The sequence below is a fragment of the Micromonospora sp. NPDC049529 genome, assembly GCF_055586685.1.
On sequence record NZ_JBVJHT010000007.1, the window covers coordinates 14608 to 30843 of the forward strand.

Consider the following 16236-nt stretch of genomic DNA (forward strand, 5'->3'; position numbering starts at 1 on the left):
GGGGAGGGGTGGCCGGCCGGTGGCAGGTCGGACGGCGTACGACCAAGATTACCCACGGGTCTGGAGCCACTGCCCTAAGTCGATCATCATAGCTGCCTGTGAACACGCTGTTGAGCAGCGATCATCACCCTCGGTGCGCGGCGTGACCACCACCCGTGTGGTGGCTCTCACAGCGGTCCCGGCCTGCCGGCAAGCCCGGGACCGCTGGCTGGTTGACCTGTCCCCCGTACGCCTGCCCGCGCCCTGCATACTGGCCGTCGCCGTCGAACCGTCGATCGGGGGCTTGCCGCGGCGGTGGTGTAAGCACGGGTACCGCATTCGGGTAGAGACGAAGAACGAAGGTTGTCGGTGTCGCTCACTGGTTCCGGGCAGAGCGGAATGCTCGATGGAGGCGATGCGGCCGGATCGGTAGAACCACGGACCGGTGGTTCGATCGGCGCGGTGTCGGGCCGGCACCTTCCGCGCTGGCGGTCCCGCGTTCTTTCCGCTCCGACGGTCTGCGTCGCGGTTGTCGCGGTCGTCGGGCTCGTGTACCGGATCGGGTTGCTGGTGGGGGACGTTCCGCCCGCCAACAGTGACGAGGGAACCGCCGGCCTCGCCGCGCTGCACATAGCCCAGGGCCGGGAGTGGCCCATATTCTTCTACGGGCAGCAGTACATGGGCACACTGCACTCCTACCTTGCCGCGCCGTTCGTTCATTTCTTCGGGACCGCGTGGTGGGTGCTGCGGATTCCGTCGGTGCTGATGTATCTGCTGTTCCTGGTCGTGGTCTACCGGCTGGTCCGGGCCCTGTACGGTCCCTGGTTCGGCGTCTGCGTCGTCGGCATCCTGGCGTTCGGGTCGGACCGGATCGTCAAGAATCAGGTCATCGGCGCGGGCGGGTATTCGGACGTTGCCGTGGCAACCGCCGCCGTGATGCTCGCCGCGGTGGGAATTGCGCTGAGCCCGCCTTCGAAGAAACCCGTCGCGTACTTCGTGTGGGGGCTGCTCGCGGGCTATGTCGCCTGGACGCACTGGCTCGGGCTGCCCTACGTCGCGGTGTCCGCGGCGCTCCTGGTTCTGGTCGGAGGAGCGAGGCTCCGGAAAATGGACCTCGGGGCGGTCGTCATCGGCCTCGTCCTGGGAAGCGCCCCCCTGATCTGGTACAACCTCTTCTCCGGGCAGGGGAACTCCCTGGCGGTGCTGTTCTCGCTCAGTGGTGCGGGCGGGGCGGCGCCCTGGATCGACAGGATTCACGGAGCGGTGGTCGTCGGACTGCCCCTCAGTTCGGGCATCTGCGCTCCCAGCGACTGCCGGCCGTGGCAGCTGTGGTGGGGGCCGGTCTACCTGGTGCTTCTGCTGATCTCGGTGGTCGTGTCCGCCCGGTCGGTCCGGCGTGACGTCGGCGTGGAGCGGTCCCGTTCGGCCGGTCGGCTCGCCCTGGCGGTCGGCGGAGCTGCGACCCTGCTGGCGTACGTGGTGAGCGCCTCGTCGGCAACCAGCCCGACAGAGAGTGCGAGATACCTGCACTACGGACTGGTGTCGTTGCCGGCAGTCCTGTGGCCGGCCTGGAAGGCGGCCTCGGATGCGCGCCGGAGGATCCTTCCGGGTGTCGCCGGCGCGCTCGTCCTGGTCGCGTTCACCATGAGCACCGTCGTGGCGACCGGGCAGCTGATCGGGCACCGTCAGCAGTACGCGTCCCGGGCGGTCGCCGAGCGGACGCTGTTGGACTACCTCGATCGCCGCGACCTGCGGTACGTGTACTCCGAATACTGGACGTGCAACCGGATCACCTTTTTGACCGCGGAAAAGGTGAGGTGCGCTGTTCTGGATGACAACCTCAAGCCCGGCCTCGACCGGTACGCGCCCTATCGGGAGGAGGTGGGTCGGGCGGCCCGGGTCGCCTACCTGATGCCCACGGGAAGCGCCGCCGACCAGCGCCTTTCCCTGTTCGTCCGTTCTTCCGGGGAGCGAGCCGAGATCGATCACGTCGCCGGTTATGCCGTCTACGTCTTCGACCGGCGGGTCCAGCTGGGCTGACGGCCGCCCACCACCGCTGCGCCGCGCGAGCCGGCGGGCAGCACGGCACCGCCGGGGCGTTGGTCATCCAGGACAGCAGAAGGGGCCACTTCCATCGCTGGGAAGTGACCCCTCAACTCGTCGGGGTGGCCGGATTCGAACCGACGACCTCTTCGTCCCGAACGAAGCGCGCTACCAAGCTGCGCTACACCCCGAGCTGCTGACAAATACTAGCCCACCGGCCCCGGTGGTCAAATTCGGTATCCCGGCGGGGCGCCGACCTGGACCGGAGCGGTGAACGGCTCCGGTCCGGTCCGGCGGGTCAGCGCGGAATCAGGGTCAGCGCGGAATCAGGGTCAGCGCGGAATCAGGGTCAGCGCGGAATCAGGGTCAGCAGCGACGCCTCGGGGCGGCAGGCGAACCGGACCGGGGCAGTCGGGTGGGTGCCGACGCCGGCCGAGACGTGCAGCCAGGCGTCCGAACCGGGCCACCGGTGCAGGCCCTTGGCCATCGACAGCGGCAGGTCGCAGTTCGTCGTCAGCGCGCCGTAGAACGGTACGCAGACCTGGCCGCCGTGGGTGTGCCCGGCGAGCAGCAGTTGGAAGCCGTCGGCCGCCATCTCGTCCAGCAGCGGCGGCTCCGGGGAGTGGGTCAGCCCGATGGTCAGGTCGGCCTGCTCCGACACCGGCCCGGAGACCGACGCGTAGTCGTCCCGCTCGACGTGCGGGTCGTCGACTCCGACCAGTTCGACCGTACGGCCGCCGGCCTTGAGGGTCGTACGGGAGTTGTTCAGGTCGGCCCAGCCGGCACCGACCAGTACGTCCCGGAGGTCCTCGGTCGGCAGGTCGACGCCCTGCACGTAGTCCCGTTCCGGCAGCACGTAGCTGAGCGGGTTCTTCCAGACCGGCCCCTTGTAGTCGTTGGACCCGAAGACGAACGCCCCCGGTACGTCCAACAGTGGCTGCAACGCCCGCAGCACGCCCGGTACGCCCTCGGGGTGGGCCAGGTTGTCCCCGGTCACCACGACCAGGTCCGGGTCGGTGGCGGCGAGCGAGGCGACCCAGCGCTGCTTGCGCCGCTGATCGGGGGTCATGTGCAGGTCGGAGAGGTGCAGGATGCGCAGGGGTTCCGCGTCGGTGTCGAGCACCGGTACGTCGAACCGGCGGAGGGTGAACAGGTTTCGCTCGACGAGCGAGGCGTACGCGAGAGTGGCCGCTCCGGCCGCGACGGTGCCGGCTGCCAGTCGGAATACGGTGCGCTTCTGCATGGCGACCAGGGTAGTTTGACGAGTCATGAGCACGCTGAAGGACCTCCTGACCGCTGACATGCGTACCGCCCTCAAGGCGCGGGACGAGCTGACCACGTCGACCCTGCGGATGGCGCTCGCCGCCATCGGCAACGCGGAGGTCGCCGGCAAGGCGAAGCGGGAGCTTTCCGACGACGAAGTGCTGTCGGTCCTGACCAAGGAGTCGAAGAAGCGCCGGGAGGCGGCGACCGCGTTCGCTGACGCCGGCCGTACCGAGCAGGCGGAGAAGGAGCGGGCCGAGGGCGAGGTGCTGGACCGCTACCTGCCGAAGCAGCTCAGTGACGAGGAGCTGACCGAGCTGGTCCGGGGCGCGCTCGCCGTCGGTGGCTTCGAGGGCAAGGCCCAGTTGGGCCCGGCGATGAAGGCCAGCCAGGCCGCGGTGGCCGGCCGGGCCGAGGGCGGTCGGGTCGCCGCCGAGGTACGCCGACAGCTCGGTTCCTGACCGATGAACGTGTGACGCCGGGTGAACTTGTGACGGCGGTGAACGTGTGACGCCGGTGGAAGCCGTACCGGTGGGGATGACGACGATGGGCGGGCACCGGAAGGTGCCCGCCCATCACTGTCTCGCGTACCCGCGGGTCAGTCGCCCGGGGGTCGGACGACGTTGGGGCCGTCCGGGCCGGTACTGGGTCGGATCGGGCCGTTCCCGCCCGGCGTCGGACCGCCACCGTTGCCGTTGCTGACCTGGATGACCACGACGCCGCCCTTGACGGTGCGGCCGTCGGGGCTGGTGCCGGCGGCGGTGCCGGCCGGGCACTTCGAGTTGACCTGCGAGCGGGCCACGTCGACCTCGAAGCCGGCGCCCTTGAGCCGGGAGCGGGCCGAGTCGATCGACTGGCACTCGACGTTCGGGATGGAACGCTGGTCACCCTGGACGAGCTTGCCGCTCGGCGGGGTGAACTGGACGGTGGGCTTGCCCTTCATCGCGTCCCGCAGCGTCTCGTACACCGCCGGGTTGACCTTGTCGTGGTCCATCTTCTCGGTGGTCTCGGGCCAGTCCGGGTCGGCCAGGATGCCGGCCACGGCGAGCTGCTTGGTCGTGACGACCAGGCTGGCGGTCCGGTCCGAGTCGGTGGTGCCGCTCTTGCCGGCGACCGGCTTGCCCACGACGCCGCGTACGTTGCCGGCGGTGCGGGTCTTGCACTGGGTGGTCGGGGAGTTGTCGCCGACCGGGCAGCGGGCGGCGTCGATGGCGGCGCGGGCGACCTCGGCCTTGAAGCGCTGCTCGCAGCGCGGGTTCGCGATGTCGAGCGTCTTGCCGCTCAGGTCGCGGATCTCCTGCACCGGAATCGGCTCGCAGTACTTGCCGTCGGCGGCGAGGGTGGCGTACGAGTTGGCCAGGTCCAGTGGCGTGGTCGCGGAGACACCGAGGACGAACGCGCCCCAGAGGTCGCCGCCACCCTCCGCCGTCGCCATCTCGGCATCCTTGCTCGACCGGAACTGGATGCCGAGCCGCTTGGCCACGTTGATCGAGTTGAGCGCGCCGGCCTGCTCCTCCAGCGGTACGAAGTAGGTGTTCACCGAGAACCCGAACGCGCTCCACATGTTGTGCGGACCCGCCATGCTCTTACTGGCGTTCCGCGGGCAGTACTTGTTCGTGCCCTTGCACGCGGCCTCGCTGTTGAAGCCGACCGGGTACTTGGAGACGTACTCCTCCGGGGCGTTGATCGTGGTCGCCAGCGGCAGGCCCTTCTCCAGCGCCGCCACCAATGTGAACATCTTGAACGTCGAGCCGGCCTGGTAACCGGTGATGTCGCCACCGCCGGTGAGCAGCGGGTTCGTGGTGTTCGGGTAGGTGCCCCGGGTGCCCTTCGGTGCCTTCGGGTTGGTGGAGGGCCCGTTCGCCGGCCGGTCCGGGTCGTCGAGCTTGAAGTTCCGGTTGACCGCCAGGGTGCGTACCCGACCGGTGCCCGGCTCGATGCCGGCGAGCATCAACGCTTCCTTGCGCGAGGTCGGGAGGTACTTCTCGACCGACTTCTTCGCCGCTTCCTGCGCCTGGATGTCGAGGGTGGTGACGATGCTGTAGCCGCCGGACTTCAGCCGCCGCTCCCGGTCGTACGTGGTCGCGCCGAAGGTCTCCTGGTCCATCCACCAGCGGTAGAAGAAGTCGCAGAAGAAGCCCCAGTGGTTCTTGCTGGTGGCGACGCATCCGTTCGGGGCGCGTTTGCCGGTGATGACCAGCTTGACCGCCTTGGCGGTGTCGGCCTCCTGCTGGGTGATCGCGCCGATGTCGACCATGTTCTTGATGACGTAGTCGCGCCGGGTGACCGCCTGCGGGTAGCCGCTGGCGGTGGTCGGGTTGTACTCCGAGGGCGCCTTGACCAGGCCGGCGAGCAGCGCCGCCTCCTCGATCGTCAGGTCCTTCGGGTGCTTGTTGAAGTAGACCTGGCTGGCCGCGAAGACGCCGTACGCGCCGTTGCCGAAGGGCGCGATGTTCAGGTAGCGCTCCAGGATCTCCTCTTTGGAGAGCTCGCTGTCGATCTGGAGGGCGTAGCGCATCTCGCGCAGCTTGCGGGCGGTGGTGTCCTCAGTGGCCGCCACCACGTCCTGCGGGTGCGTCGCCGAGTAAGCGATCGCCTGCCGGACGTACTGCATGGTGAGGGTGGAGGCGCCCTGGGTGGTCTGGTTGGCGCTGTTGTTGGCGACGAAGGCACGGGCGATGCCCCTCATGTCAACGCCGTTGTGCTCGTAAAAGTCGTGGTCTTCGGCCGCGATGATGGCTTTCGGCATCCACGGCGACATGTCCTTCAGCGGGACGTCGCGTCGGTTCTCGTCGTACATGGTGGCGAGCACCGTCTTGCCGTCGGACGCGTACAGGTAGCTGATCTGTGGCGCCATCTTGACCGTCAGCTCGGTCGGTAGCTTGTCGAAGGTCTCGGCGCCGGCCTTGGCGGCCAGGCCGGACATCGCTACCGCGGGGAAGGCGGCCGCGGCGACCACCACCCCGGCCAGCAGGCCACAGATGAGCAGCGATGCGCCGTTGGCAAAGACATTGTGGTCGCGTTTCCGCATCCGGGTCACCTCGTCAGGGTACGTGAGTCAGCATCGAGGTCGCGCTCCGCGTACTTTCCCCATTTCCTGCGGGCGCTGGTCTCGTTGTGCTAAACGCACGGACCCAGGCGTGCGGTTGCGGGCACCGTGCTGCCGAGTCTCCTCCATCCGACGGATCTCCGCAGCGTTTTCGTACATCGCAGCCGGGTAGACAGCACAGACGACCGGGCAAGAAGCCCGGAGTGTCCGGATTAATGAATTTGGCCGACAACGTTGCGTAATCAGTCGACTACAGAGCATGATGGTCCGGCGAGGGAAATCGCACGTCGTCCGTGCCGCCTGGGGGCAGGCGCGACGGATGGCCGGGGGGTTAGTGGCCGGCTGATCGGCACGAGTCGGTAGCGGGAAAGCAAGGGGGGACGTGAACAGATGGGCATGATCACAGACTGGCCCACTTTGGCAGCGTGTCAGAACGGTGACCCTGACGCGCTGTTCGTACAGGGCGCGGAACAGAACGTGGCGAAGCGGATCTGCCGAAGTTGTCCGGTGCGCTACGAGTGCCTGGCCGACGCGCTCGACAACCGTATCGAGTTCGGCGTCTGGGGCGGCATGACCGAGCGGGAACGGCGGGCCCTGCTGCGTCGACACCCGCAGGTGGCCAGCTGGCGCAAAATGTTCGAAGCCGCGCTGAAGAACAAGGACAAGTCCCTGGTCACGACCGGCTGATCGCGGCGCCTATCGTTCGCAGCCCGTCGACGTCATGCACGTCGGCGGGCTGCGCCGTGACCGACACCGTCGGCACCCGCGGGTACGCCTCGGTGAACGCCGACGCCACCCGCTGCTCCCGGGCCGCCTGCTGGGCCAGCGCGGCGTGCACCCGCAGCGTCTCCACCGTCGTCTCGTGACCGCCCAGCTCGGCCAGCCGATCCGCGGCGGCCAGGCTCTCCTGCGCCGTCGGCTCGTCCACCGCCGTGCGGTGCACCCGGTTCATCACCAGCCCGGCCAGCGGCATCCGCTCCTCACCGAGCCGCCCGGCGAAATAGGCCGCCTCCCGGACCGCGTCCGGCTCCGGCGCCGCGACCAGCAGGAACGCCGTCTCCCTGGCCTGCAGGATCCGGTACGTCTGCTCCGCCCGCTGCCGGAAACCACCGAACATCGAGTCCAACGCCGCCACGAAGCCGGACAGGTCAGTGAGCAACTGGGCGCCCAAGACCTTCTGCACCGCCCGCGAGAACATCCCGAACGACGCCGTGACCAGGCTGAACATGCTCCGCCCACCGGACCGGGCCGGAGCCAGCAACAACCGCAGCATCCGCCCGTCGAGGAACCGGGACAGCCGGGCCGGCGCGTCCAGGAAGTCCAGCGCCGACCGGGACGGCGGGGTGTCGACCACGATCAGGTCCCACTCGCCCCGAGCGTGCAACTGACCCAGCTTCTCCATCGCCATGTACTCCTGCGTACCGGCGAAGGTGGAACTCATCGCCTGGTAGAAGGGGTTCGCGAAGATCTCGGCGGCCTTCGCGGGGTCACTGTGCGCCAGCACCACGTCGTCGAAGGTCCGCTTCATGTCGAGCATCATGGCGTGCAGTTCGCCGCCGCTGGACTCCACGTCGATGCCCTTGACCTGCCGGGGCGTGTTGTCCAGCTCGGTCAGGCCGAGCGACTGCGCCAGCCGGCGGGCCGGGTCGATGGTGAGCACGACCGTACGCCGTCCGTGCACCTCGGCCGCGCGCAACGCGAGCGCCGCCGCGGTGGTCGTCTTCCCGACGCCGCCCGAGCCACAGCAGACCACTATCCGTACGCCGGAATCGGCGAGGATCTGGTCGACGTCCAGCTGCGGCGCTGGTTGATCGGCAGGCACCTTCCGAGCGTATCGGGATTGCCCCGTCAACTGCCCAGGGCAGCGCTCAGGTGTGAGTCAATCGGCGCTGGCCAACACCGTTGCGAGCCGATCGAGAGCCGTTCGGTCAACCCCGTCCGGCAACAGGGGCAACTCCACCAACGGCAGCCCCAGTTCGACCAGGTCCGACCGGAGCGACTCCTCCAGTTCCCGGCGGGTGAGCTGGTCCCGGGCCTCGGTGTGCAGGCCGGCGACGGTGGCCCGGTCGGCCGGCAGCCCGGCGGCGGCCAGCCCCCCGCGCAGCTCCGCCTGGCTCACCTTGGCCGCCAGCAGCGGCGGCCGGCTGCTGTTGACGATCAGCCGGCCGACCGGGATGCGCAGTTTGGTCAACTCGCCGATCGCGTCGATGGTCTCCTGGACCGGCATCTCCTCCAACAGCGTGACCACGTGCACGGCCGTGATCGGGGAGCGCAGCAGCGCCGCCACCCCCTCGCTCTGGGTCTTGATCGGGCCGACCTTGGCCAGCCGGGCCGCCTCGGCGGTGACGTTCAGGAAGCGACCGATCCGGCCGGTGGGCGGCGCGTCCAGCACCACGGAGTCGTACACCCGGCGCTTGTCGGCGGTCCGGGTGGTCGCCTCCTTGACCTTGCCGGTGAGCAGCACGTCCCGCAGGCCCGGCGCGATGGTGGTGGCGAAGTCGATCGCACCGAGCTTGCGCAGCGCGCGGCCGGCGGCGCCGAGCTTGTAGAACATGTCCAGGTATTCGAGCAGCGCCTCTTCGGGGTCGACGGCGAGCGCCCGCACCTCCCCGCCACCGGGGAGCTCGACGATGCGCCGCTCCTCGTACGGCAGCGGCCCGGTGCCGAAGAGCTGCCCGATGCCCTGTCGGCCCTCGACCTCCACCAGCAGGGTGCGCCGCCCCTCGGCGGCGAGCGCGAGGGCCAGGGCGGCGGCGACGGTGGTCTTCCCCGTGCCACCCTTGCCGGTTACCACATGCAGACGGGCCGGCCAGCCCGTATGGGGCTGACCGACCGAACCCTCACCTGCTCGCACGTATACGAGCGTAACCAGCCGTAGCGGCTACGCCACGAGCTAGCCCACCTCGCAGACGCGCCAGCCGGTTTTCTGTATCACGGTGAACGTGAGCTGCTGCTCCGCCGTCTTCTCGTCGGCGGTCAGCATGGTGAGCTGGACCGAGACAATTGCCCGGTCACCGGTTTGTTCATCCACTTTCGGGGGGTTCCACTTGAACCGGGGTGTCTTGTAGGTCTGTGAGAGCTTTTTCACCTCGTCGACCTTGTCGACGACGGCCGCCTTGTCGTTGGCCTGCGAGCAGACCAGTGCGGCGGCCTTGTCGGCGTCCTTCTCGGTGTAGACGGCCTTGAGGAAGCTGTCCACCGCCGTGGCCGCGTTGGGCGCACCCTGACCGGTCTCCGCGTTGCGCAGCAGCAGGAACGCGGCGAGCCCACCGCCGCCGCAGAGCACCACCGCCACCGCCAGCACGATCGAGGCGATCAGCAGGCCGCGCCTCTTCTTCGGCGGCTGGGCCGGCGGCGGGTAGCCCGGCGGCAGGGGATAACCCGGCTGCCCGAATTCGGCCGTCCCCGGAAACGGCTGTCCGGGGTACGGCGGCTGCCCCGGAACCGGGTGTCCCGGCACCGGCTGCCCCGGGTACGGCGTGCCGAACACCGGCTGTCCCGGATGGGGCGTGCCCTGCCCCTGATCGGGCGTGCCGGGCGAGGGCTGCCCCGCCCAGGACTGGGCCGGGATCGGCTGGGTGGGCGGAGTCTGGGCGGACGGAGTCTGGGCCGGGATCGGCTGGGTGGGCGGCGTCTGCTCCGTGTCCGGTGCGGTTTGCTCCGCGACCGGTGCGGTCTGCTCCGGGGTCGGTGGCGCCGGCACCGCGTCTGCCGGCGGCGCCTGATCCACCGGCCCGGCCGGCGCGGGCTGCGCCTGGTCCACTGACGGTGACGGCGCGGGCTCCGACTGTTCCACCGCCTGTGTTGGCGTGGGCTGTGCCTGGTCCACCGCCGGCTTTGTCACGGGCTCCGACTGGTCCACCGCCTGGGCTGGCGTGGGCTGCGCCTGGTCTGCCGCCTGCGTTGGCGTGGGCTGCGCCTGGTCTGGTGCGTTCGCGGGTGGAGTGGCGGCGGTCGGGGTGGCGTCCGGTTCGGTCGTCGTGGCCGGCACCGTGGCCGTCGTGTCGTCGCTCGCGGCGGGTCCGGCTTCCGGTGGCACCGGGGCCGGCTGCGTGGGCTCGTCGTCGTGGGGCGGCTGACCGCCCGGCGGTTGCGTGGAGCCGCCGTTGGGCGGTTGAGTCATCGTCTCCCCCGTAGGGCCTCGGTACGCCGATCCCCACGGCCGCCCTACCGCTCACCGGCAGGGCCGCGCGGAGCTGGCGCAGTGATCAGGCTTGGCGAGAGAGCATACGTGCCCGCCCGCGGCTGAGGGTAGCCGTCGTGCACCAGCCGTCAGGTCCCGGCTACGCACACCGAAGTGGACGGGACGAGGCGGTCCCGGTCGGGGTCGCGTCGGTCGCCGTTGCCCCGGCCGTCCGGTGTCAGTTGGACCATTCCGGGGGTGGCGGGACCGGGCCCGGCGCGCCGCTGCCCGTAGGCTGACCGGCACATCCGTACGCCGTCCGGCGAAGCAGCCAAGAACGAGGGAGCCAGCCAGCGATGCAGAAGTGGGAGTACGCCACGGTGCCGCTGCTCACGCACGCGACCAAGCAGATTCTCGACAACTGGGGCGAGGACGGCTGGGAGCTGGTGGGCGTGGTGCCGGGTCCGAACCCGGAGCAGCTCGTCGCGTACCTCAAGCGGCCGAAGTCGTGAGCAACGGGCCACACGCCAAGCTCGCCGAGCTGGGCCTGAGCCTGCCCGAGGTGGTGCAACCGCTCGGGTCGTACGTCCCGGCGGTGCAGTCCGGCCACCACGTCTACGTCTCCGGGCAGTTGCCGGTCGTCGACGGCAAGCTGCTCGCCACCGGCAAGGTCGGCAACGGCGTCTCGGCCGAGCAGGCGAAGGACCTGGCCGAGCGGTGCGCCATCAACGCGCTGGCGGCCGTCGACTCGCTGGTCGGGCTGGAGAACGTCGTCAAGATCGTCAAGGTGACCGGGTTCGTCGCCTCGGCGGAGGGCTTCACCGGGCAGCCGGGCGTACTCAACGGGGCCTCGGACCTGTTCGGCAGCGTCTTCGGTGAGGCCGGTCGGCACGTACGCAGCGCCGTCGGCGTGGCCGAACTGCCGCTGGACTCGCCGGTCGAGGTAGAGGTCATCGTCGAGGTCGCCTGACCCGTACCACTGTCGTGATCTTGCGCCTGTGGTGCCGGGATCGTCGCCCGCGGGCGGTACGCCCACCGCCGCAGGCGCAAGGTCGCGCGTCGATTGAGCAATAGCTGAAGGAAACTCGACACGGGTGCGTCACGGGCTGGTCGTACCATTCCAGCCATGACTGGCCACGTGATCGCGCCGGCTGCGGCGCTGGCCGACCAGCTACCGAGCTGGGTGACGCTGCTGCGCGCGCCCAACCCCGGTCCGATGACCCTGGACGGCACCAACACCTGGCTGCTGCGTGCCGCCGGCCAGCGGGTCGGGGTCGTGATCGATCCGGGTCCGCTGGACGAGGGACACCTCGCCACGATCGCCGCGAACGGGCCGATCGGCCTCATCCTGATCACCCACGGGCACCCCGATCACGTCGAGGGCGCCCGCCGCCTCTCCGACCTGCTCGGCGGAGTCCGCGTACTGGCGGCGGACCCGGAGCACTGCGTCGGCACGGAGCCGCTGGAGGCGACCGAGAGCTTCGACGCGTACGGGTTGGAGTTCGCCGCACTGGACACTCCGGGACACACCGGCGACTCGGTCTGTTACCTGGTCGAACCAACCACCCTGGTCGAGGGCGAGGCACCGGCGGCGGTGTTCACCGGGGACACCATCCTCGGTCGGGGCACCACCGTGGTCGCCCAACCCGACGGCGACCTCGGCGACTACCTCGACAGTCTGGAACTGCTCAGCGCGTACGACGGGTTGCCGGCACTGCCCGGACACGGCCCGGCGCTCGCCGACTGCGCCGTCGCGGCCCGGTTCTACCTGGCCCACCGGCGGGCCCGGCTGGACCAGGTACGGCAGGCGGTCGCGAACGGGGCGACCACCGCGCCCGACGTGGTCGCCGTCGTCTACGCCGACGTCGACCGGGCGCTCTGGTGGGCCGCCGAATGGTCGGTCCGTGCCCAACTCGACTACCTCGCCCGCGAAGACGCCCCCGCCCCCGCTCGGGAAAACGGGTCCGGTCCCGGAATTCGGGAATCCGGGCCGGGGGCCGGTGGGTTGGACCTCCCGTGACCTGCCCGGTGTGTGGAACCGTCGCCGTGCCCGGCGCGCGGTTCTGCCACAACTGTGGCGCCGCGCTGCCGGCCGCCGCGACCCTGCCGGCGGCCGAACGCCGGGTGGTTACCGTCCTCTTCGGCGACCTGTCCGACTTCACCTCCTGGTCGGAGGACCTCGACCCGGAACGGGTCGGCGCGGTCACCGACCGGGTGCTCGCCTCGCTGGCCGGTGCGGTCAAGACCTTCGGCGGACACGTCGACAAGCTCACCGGTGACGGCATCATGGCCGTCTTCGGCGCGCCGGTCGCCCACGAGGACGACGCCGAACGCGCGGTCCGGGCCGCGTTGTCGATGCAGCGGGCCGTCCGCCGGGTGCTCGACGACGAACGCGGCGGCGGCGCCCCGCTCGGCCTGCGGGTCGGGCTCAACACCGGTGACGTGGTCGCCGGCATCCAGGCCGCGATCGAGTACACCGTCATCGGCGACACCGTGAACACCGCCGCCCGGCTCGCCGACGCCGCCGCGATCGGGGCGGTCTACGCCGGAGCCAGCACCGCCGCCGTCACCCGGCACGTCTCCTCCTGGCGGCAACTGCGCCCGCTGCGACTCAAGGGCAAACGGCAACCGGTCGAGGCGTACGAACTGCTCGGGCTGCTCGACGCCCCCGGCACCCGGTCCGGGCTCGGCGACGAGGCACCCTTCGTCGGCCGGGAAACCGAGATCGGTCGGGTCGCCGGTCGGCTCGCCGAGGTGATCGACCGGGGCGAGTCGCGGGTGCTGCTGATGACCGCCGAGGCCGGGGTCGGCAAGTCCCGCTTCGCGGCCGAGGTCGAACGGCTCGCCGCCGGTTACGACGTCGGCGCCGGCCGGTTCGCCGCGCACACCGGCGCGCGGGTGCTTTCCGTACGCTGTGCCGCCTTCGGCGAACGTCGCCGGCTGGCGCCGCTGGCCGACCTCGTACGCGCGGCCGTCGGCCTGCCCAGCGGCGGGAACCCGGCGCTGACCCGGCCGGTGGTCGAGGAACGGCTGCGTCGGCTCGGCCAGCGACTGGCCCGGTTCCGGGTCGACCAACCACCGATCGCCGCCGACCTGCTGCTCGCCCTGCTCGGTTACGCCGACCTGACCCCGGCTGCCGGCGTACCGGTCGGTGCCGCCGAGTGGGCGCCGAGCGGACCGGCCCCCGACGCCGGCGCGGTGCCGGCCGCCGTCGCCGACCTGCTCAGCGCGCTCGCCATCGAGACCCCGATGGTGGTCATCGTCGACGACCTGCACGACGCCACCCCGGAAACCGTCGACGCCCTCGGCCAGACCCTGTCCCGGCTGTCCGGACCGGTCCTGGCGCTCCTGCTCGGCCGCCCCGAGCTGGTCCGTACGGCGGGAGCCCTGACCGGGGTCGCCGACGCCGAGGTCAACGCCCTGCCGCCGCTGCGCGGTGCCGACGCCGCCCGCCTGCTCACCACCTACCTCGGCGGCGGCCGGCTGCCGCAGGCCGACACCGACCGGCTGCTCGCCACCGCCCAGGGCAACCCGTTCTACCTCGCCGAACTCGTCACCCTGCTGATCGAGCGCGGCGCCCTCACCGAGATCAGCGAGCGCGAGCAGGCGGCCGAGGCCGCGTTGCCGGGCGCCGCCGCAGCCGGTTCCGCGGTCACCTGGCGGCTGGTGCCGGGGTCGCTGGGCAGCCGGCTGCTCTCCCGCGACCTGGCCGCCGTCCTCGCCGCCCGGATCGACGCGCTCCCGGCCGACGCCCGTTCGGTGCTGCGCGACGCCGCCGTCATCGGCGACACCGTGCCGGCCGGCGCGCTGGAGGCACTGCGCGAGCGGCGGGCCGAACGCGACGGTGGTCCCGCCCCGGCCGACACCACCGAACTGGACCGGGCCGTCGAGGAACTGCTGCAACGCCGGATGCTGCACCGCACCCGCGACGGCTACACCTTCGCCACGCCACTGATGCGCGAGGCCGCGTACGCCGGGATCGGCAAGGCCGACCTCGCCGAACGGCACGCCGCCCTGGCCCGCTGGGCCGCCCCCGTCGAGCCGCCCCGCGCGGCGGACGGACTGCTGCGTACGGCCGACGGGCTCAGGCCGGCCGACGGCACGGTCACCGTCGGCGGTGCGGTCGCGGTCACCCTCGGCGGTGCGCTCGGTCCGGTCCGGGACCGGTCCGGGCTGCCGGACGAACTCCGGGACGTCTTCGTCGCCGAGCACGTCGAACGGGCCGCCGCGCTCGCCGACGCGGTCGGCCTGCGGACCGACTCGGTGGCCCGTACGGTTGCCCCGCTGGGCGTGAGCGCGCTGAACCGGTCGGCCCGCAAGGCGATCGCCGCCGGGGAACCGGCCCTCGCGGTCGAGTACGCCGAACGTGCCATCGCGCTCGCCGGTGACGAGGTGCCGGGCTCGGACCAGTTGGTGCACGCCCGCGCCCTGTTGCAGATCGGGCGGCCCGCCGACGCGCTCACCTTCGCCGAGAAGATCGGCGCCAACGCCGGTGACGATCCGGTCCGGCGGGCCGGCGCTCTGCTCGTCGCCGGGCAGGCGTACCAGGCGATCGGGGACCACCGGCGGGCGGTCGACACCTGGCAGGAGGCGTTGCAGGTGGCGACCGCCGCCGACCTGCCCGCACCCCGGGCGTCGGCGATGCGCCGGCTCGGCATGACGGACTTCTTCAACGGCCGGCTGAGCCAGGCGAGCAGCCGGTTCGCCGGGGCGTACCAGGTCAACCTGGCGGCCGACGACCGGCGCGGGCAGGCCTGGTCGTTGCAGAACCTGGCCTGGGTGACCACCACCCGGGGCGACTTCGCCGGCACCGACGCGGTGCTCGGCCGGGCGGCGCGACTCTTCGCCGAGACCCACGATCCGGTCGGTCAGGCGTGGCTGCGCGGCACCACCGCGTTCGCCCGGCTGCTCGCCGGCCGGCTCGCCGAGGCCCGCCGGCTGGCCCGGGTCTTCCTGCCGTTCGGCGAACGGGTCGGGGAGGCGTGGGCGGTCGGCACGTTGCGCGCGGTGGAGGCGTTCGCCGCCGCCGAGCTGGGCGAGTTGACCGAGTCCGACCGGGCGGCCCGCCGGGCGTACCGGGACTTCGCCGCCGTCTCCGACGACTGGGGCCGGGGCTTCGCCCTGGTCGTACGTGGGGTGGTGGCGCGCGGGCTGGGCGAGCCGGAGCACGCCGCCGACCTGCTCAGCGACGCCCTGGCGTACGGCGACCGAACCGCGCATCCGCTGCTGACCGGCCTGGCCGGCACGCTGCGCGGGTTCGTGGCGCTGGAGCGCGGTGACGTGGAGACCGCCGAGCGGGACGCGCGGGCGGTGCTGGCGGCGGTCGAGCCGCACAATCCGTTGGCGCCGGCGCAGGTCGGTCCCCGGGTGCTGCTGGCCACCGCCCGGTTGACCGCCGGTGACCCGAGTACCGCCGTGGGCCTGCTGGCGCCGCTGGCGACCTCGGCGAGCACCCCGTCGCTGCTCTTCTCCCGCCAGCAGACCCTGGCCCGGTACGCCTCCGCGCTGCTCGCCGAGGGTCAGCCGGTGCAGGCGCTGGACTGGGCTCGTCGGGCGGTCGCCGCACCGGCGGAGGACGTACGCAGTCTGGTGCTGGCGAGTCGGACGTTGGCCGAGACACTGGCCGCGACGGGCGAGTACGCCGAGGCGGGCGTCGCCGCCGCGCGGGCGGTGCGGTTGGCGTACTCGACGCAGCAGACGAGTGAGCGGGCCGGGGTGGACGCGCTCTGTGCCGAGCTGGCACCGCACCTGCCCGCCCCGATCACTGGTGCGGCAACGG

The 16236-nt window shown here is 71.3% G+C and carries 11 protein-coding genes, 1 tRNA gene and 1 pseudogene; 7 read left to right on the forward strand and 6 right to left on the reverse strand.

What is annotated here, in order from left to right; genetic code table 11:
* The first annotated feature begins 441 nt into the window (after positions 1-441).
* Positions 442-2019 (forward strand): ArnT family glycosyltransferase, encoded by a 1578-nt coding sequence (locus ACZ6QQ_RS13485; RefSeq protein ID WP_465876317.1) that lies wholly within the window; start codon positions 442-444, stop codon positions 2017-2019.
* 120 nt (positions 2020-2139) lie between these two features.
* Here the strand turns inward: ACZ6QQ_RS13485 and ACZ6QQ_RS13490 are convergent.
* Positions 2140-2213: transfer RNA gene (locus tag ACZ6QQ_RS13490), tRNA-Pro, on the reverse strand.
* 158 nt (positions 2214-2371) lie between these two features.
* A complete protein-coding gene (locus tag ACZ6QQ_RS13495) occupies positions 2372-3265 on the reverse strand; it encodes a metallophosphoesterase (protein WP_465876319.1) in 894 nt (297 codons plus the stop codon).
* Positions 3266-3290: 25 nt separating this feature from the next.
* Here ACZ6QQ_RS13495 and ACZ6QQ_RS13500 point away from each other — a divergent pair, with 25 nt between their 5' ends.
* Complete coding sequence (locus ACZ6QQ_RS13500) at positions 3291-3746, forward strand: GatB/YqeY domain-containing protein (protein WP_465876321.1); 456 nt, start codon at positions 3291-3293, stop codon at positions 3744-3746.
* A gap of 137 nt (positions 3747-3883) precedes the next feature.
* On the opposite strand, the gene ACZ6QQ_RS13505 is transcribed toward ACZ6QQ_RS13500, so the two are convergent.
* Complete coding sequence (locus ACZ6QQ_RS13505; RefSeq protein WP_465876783.1) at positions 3884-6316, reverse strand: penicillin-binding protein; 2433 nt, start codon at positions 6314-6316, stop codon at positions 3884-3886.
* A 408-nt stretch (positions 6317-6724) separates the two neighbouring features.
* On the opposite strand from ACZ6QQ_RS13505, the gene ACZ6QQ_RS13510 reads away from it, so the two are divergent.
* Complete coding sequence (locus ACZ6QQ_RS13510) at positions 6725-7021, forward strand: WhiB family transcriptional regulator (protein ID WP_326561641.1); 297 nt, start codon at positions 6725-6727, stop codon at positions 7019-7021.
* Here ACZ6QQ_RS13510 and bagB read toward each other — a convergent pair.
* From bagB to ACZ6QQ_RS13525, 3 genes are read right to left on the reverse strand one after another with little or no spacing between them, the layout of a single operon-like run.
* A complete protein-coding gene (gene bagB, locus ACZ6QQ_RS13515) occupies positions 7008-8156 on the reverse strand; it encodes an ATPase BagB (protein ID WP_465876322.1) in 1149 nt (382 codons plus the stop codon). The genes ACZ6QQ_RS13510 and bagB overlap by 14 nt on opposite strands.
* Before the next feature lie 57 nt (positions 8157-8213).
* Positions 8214-9188 (reverse strand): ATPase BagA, encoded by a 975-nt coding sequence (bagA, locus tag ACZ6QQ_RS13520; RefSeq protein WP_465876324.1) that lies wholly within the window; start codon positions 9186-9188, stop codon positions 8214-8216.
* A 39-nt stretch (positions 9189-9227) separates the two neighbouring features.
* Positions 9228-9824: an Rv0361 family membrane protein gene (locus ACZ6QQ_RS13525; protein ID WP_465876784.1), complete on the reverse strand. Its 597-nt coding sequence runs from the start codon at positions 9822-9824 to the stop codon at positions 9228-9230.
* A 989-nt stretch (positions 9825-10813) separates the two neighbouring features.
* On the opposite strand from ACZ6QQ_RS13525, the gene ACZ6QQ_RS13530 reads away from it, so the two are divergent.
* The 4 genes and pseudogenes from ACZ6QQ_RS13530 to ACZ6QQ_RS13545 form a co-directional block, all read left to right on the forward strand.
* Complete coding sequence (locus ACZ6QQ_RS13530; RefSeq protein WP_326561638.1) at positions 10814-10969, forward strand: DUF4177 domain-containing protein; 156 nt, start codon at positions 10814-10816, stop codon at positions 10967-10969.
* Positions 10966-11427 (forward strand): RidA family protein, encoded by a 462-nt coding sequence (locus ACZ6QQ_RS13535; RefSeq protein WP_465876325.1) that lies wholly within the window; start codon positions 10966-10968, stop codon positions 11425-11427. The genes ACZ6QQ_RS13530 and ACZ6QQ_RS13535 overlap by 4 nt, the downstream gene beginning before the upstream one ends.
* Positions 11428-11583: 156 nt before the next feature.
* Entirely contained in the window at positions 11584-12477 is an 894-nt protein-coding gene (locus ACZ6QQ_RS13540) for an MBL fold metallo-hydrolase (protein ID WP_465876327.1), read from the forward strand.
* Positions 12474-16199, forward strand: a pseudogene (locus tag ACZ6QQ_RS13545) (adenylate/guanylate cyclase domain-containing protein); the annotation flags it as partial. The gene ACZ6QQ_RS13540 and the pseudogene ACZ6QQ_RS13545, both read left to right, overlap by 4 nt.
* Between the last annotated feature and the right edge of the window lie 37 nt (positions 16200-16236).

What these genes read in the sequence shown, in the direction of transcription:
- ACZ6QQ_RS13530 (WP_326561638.1), top strand. Translation starts at nt 10,814, where the DNA reads ATGCAGAAGTGGGAGTACGCCACGGTGCCGCTGCTCACGCACGCGACC.
- ACZ6QQ_RS13495 (WP_465876319.1), bottom strand. Translation starts at nt 3,265, where the DNA reads ATGCAGAAGCGCACCGTATTCCGACTGGCAGCCGGCACCGTCGCGGCC.
- ACZ6QQ_RS13505 (WP_465876783.1), bottom strand. Translation starts at nt 6,316, where the DNA reads ATGCGGAAACGCGACCACAATGTCTTTGCCAACGGCGCATCGCTGCTC.
- ACZ6QQ_RS13540 (WP_465876327.1), top strand. Translation starts at nt 11,584, where the DNA reads ATGACTGGCCACGTGATCGCGCCGGCTGCGGCGCTGGCCGACCAGCTA.
- ACZ6QQ_RS13510 (WP_326561641.1), top strand. Translation starts at nt 6,725, where the DNA reads ATGGGCATGATCACAGACTGGCCCACTTTGGCAGCGTGTCAGAACGGT.
- ACZ6QQ_RS13500 (WP_465876321.1), top strand. Translation starts at nt 3,291, where the DNA reads ATGAGCACGCTGAAGGACCTCCTGACCGCTGACATGCGTACCGCCCTC.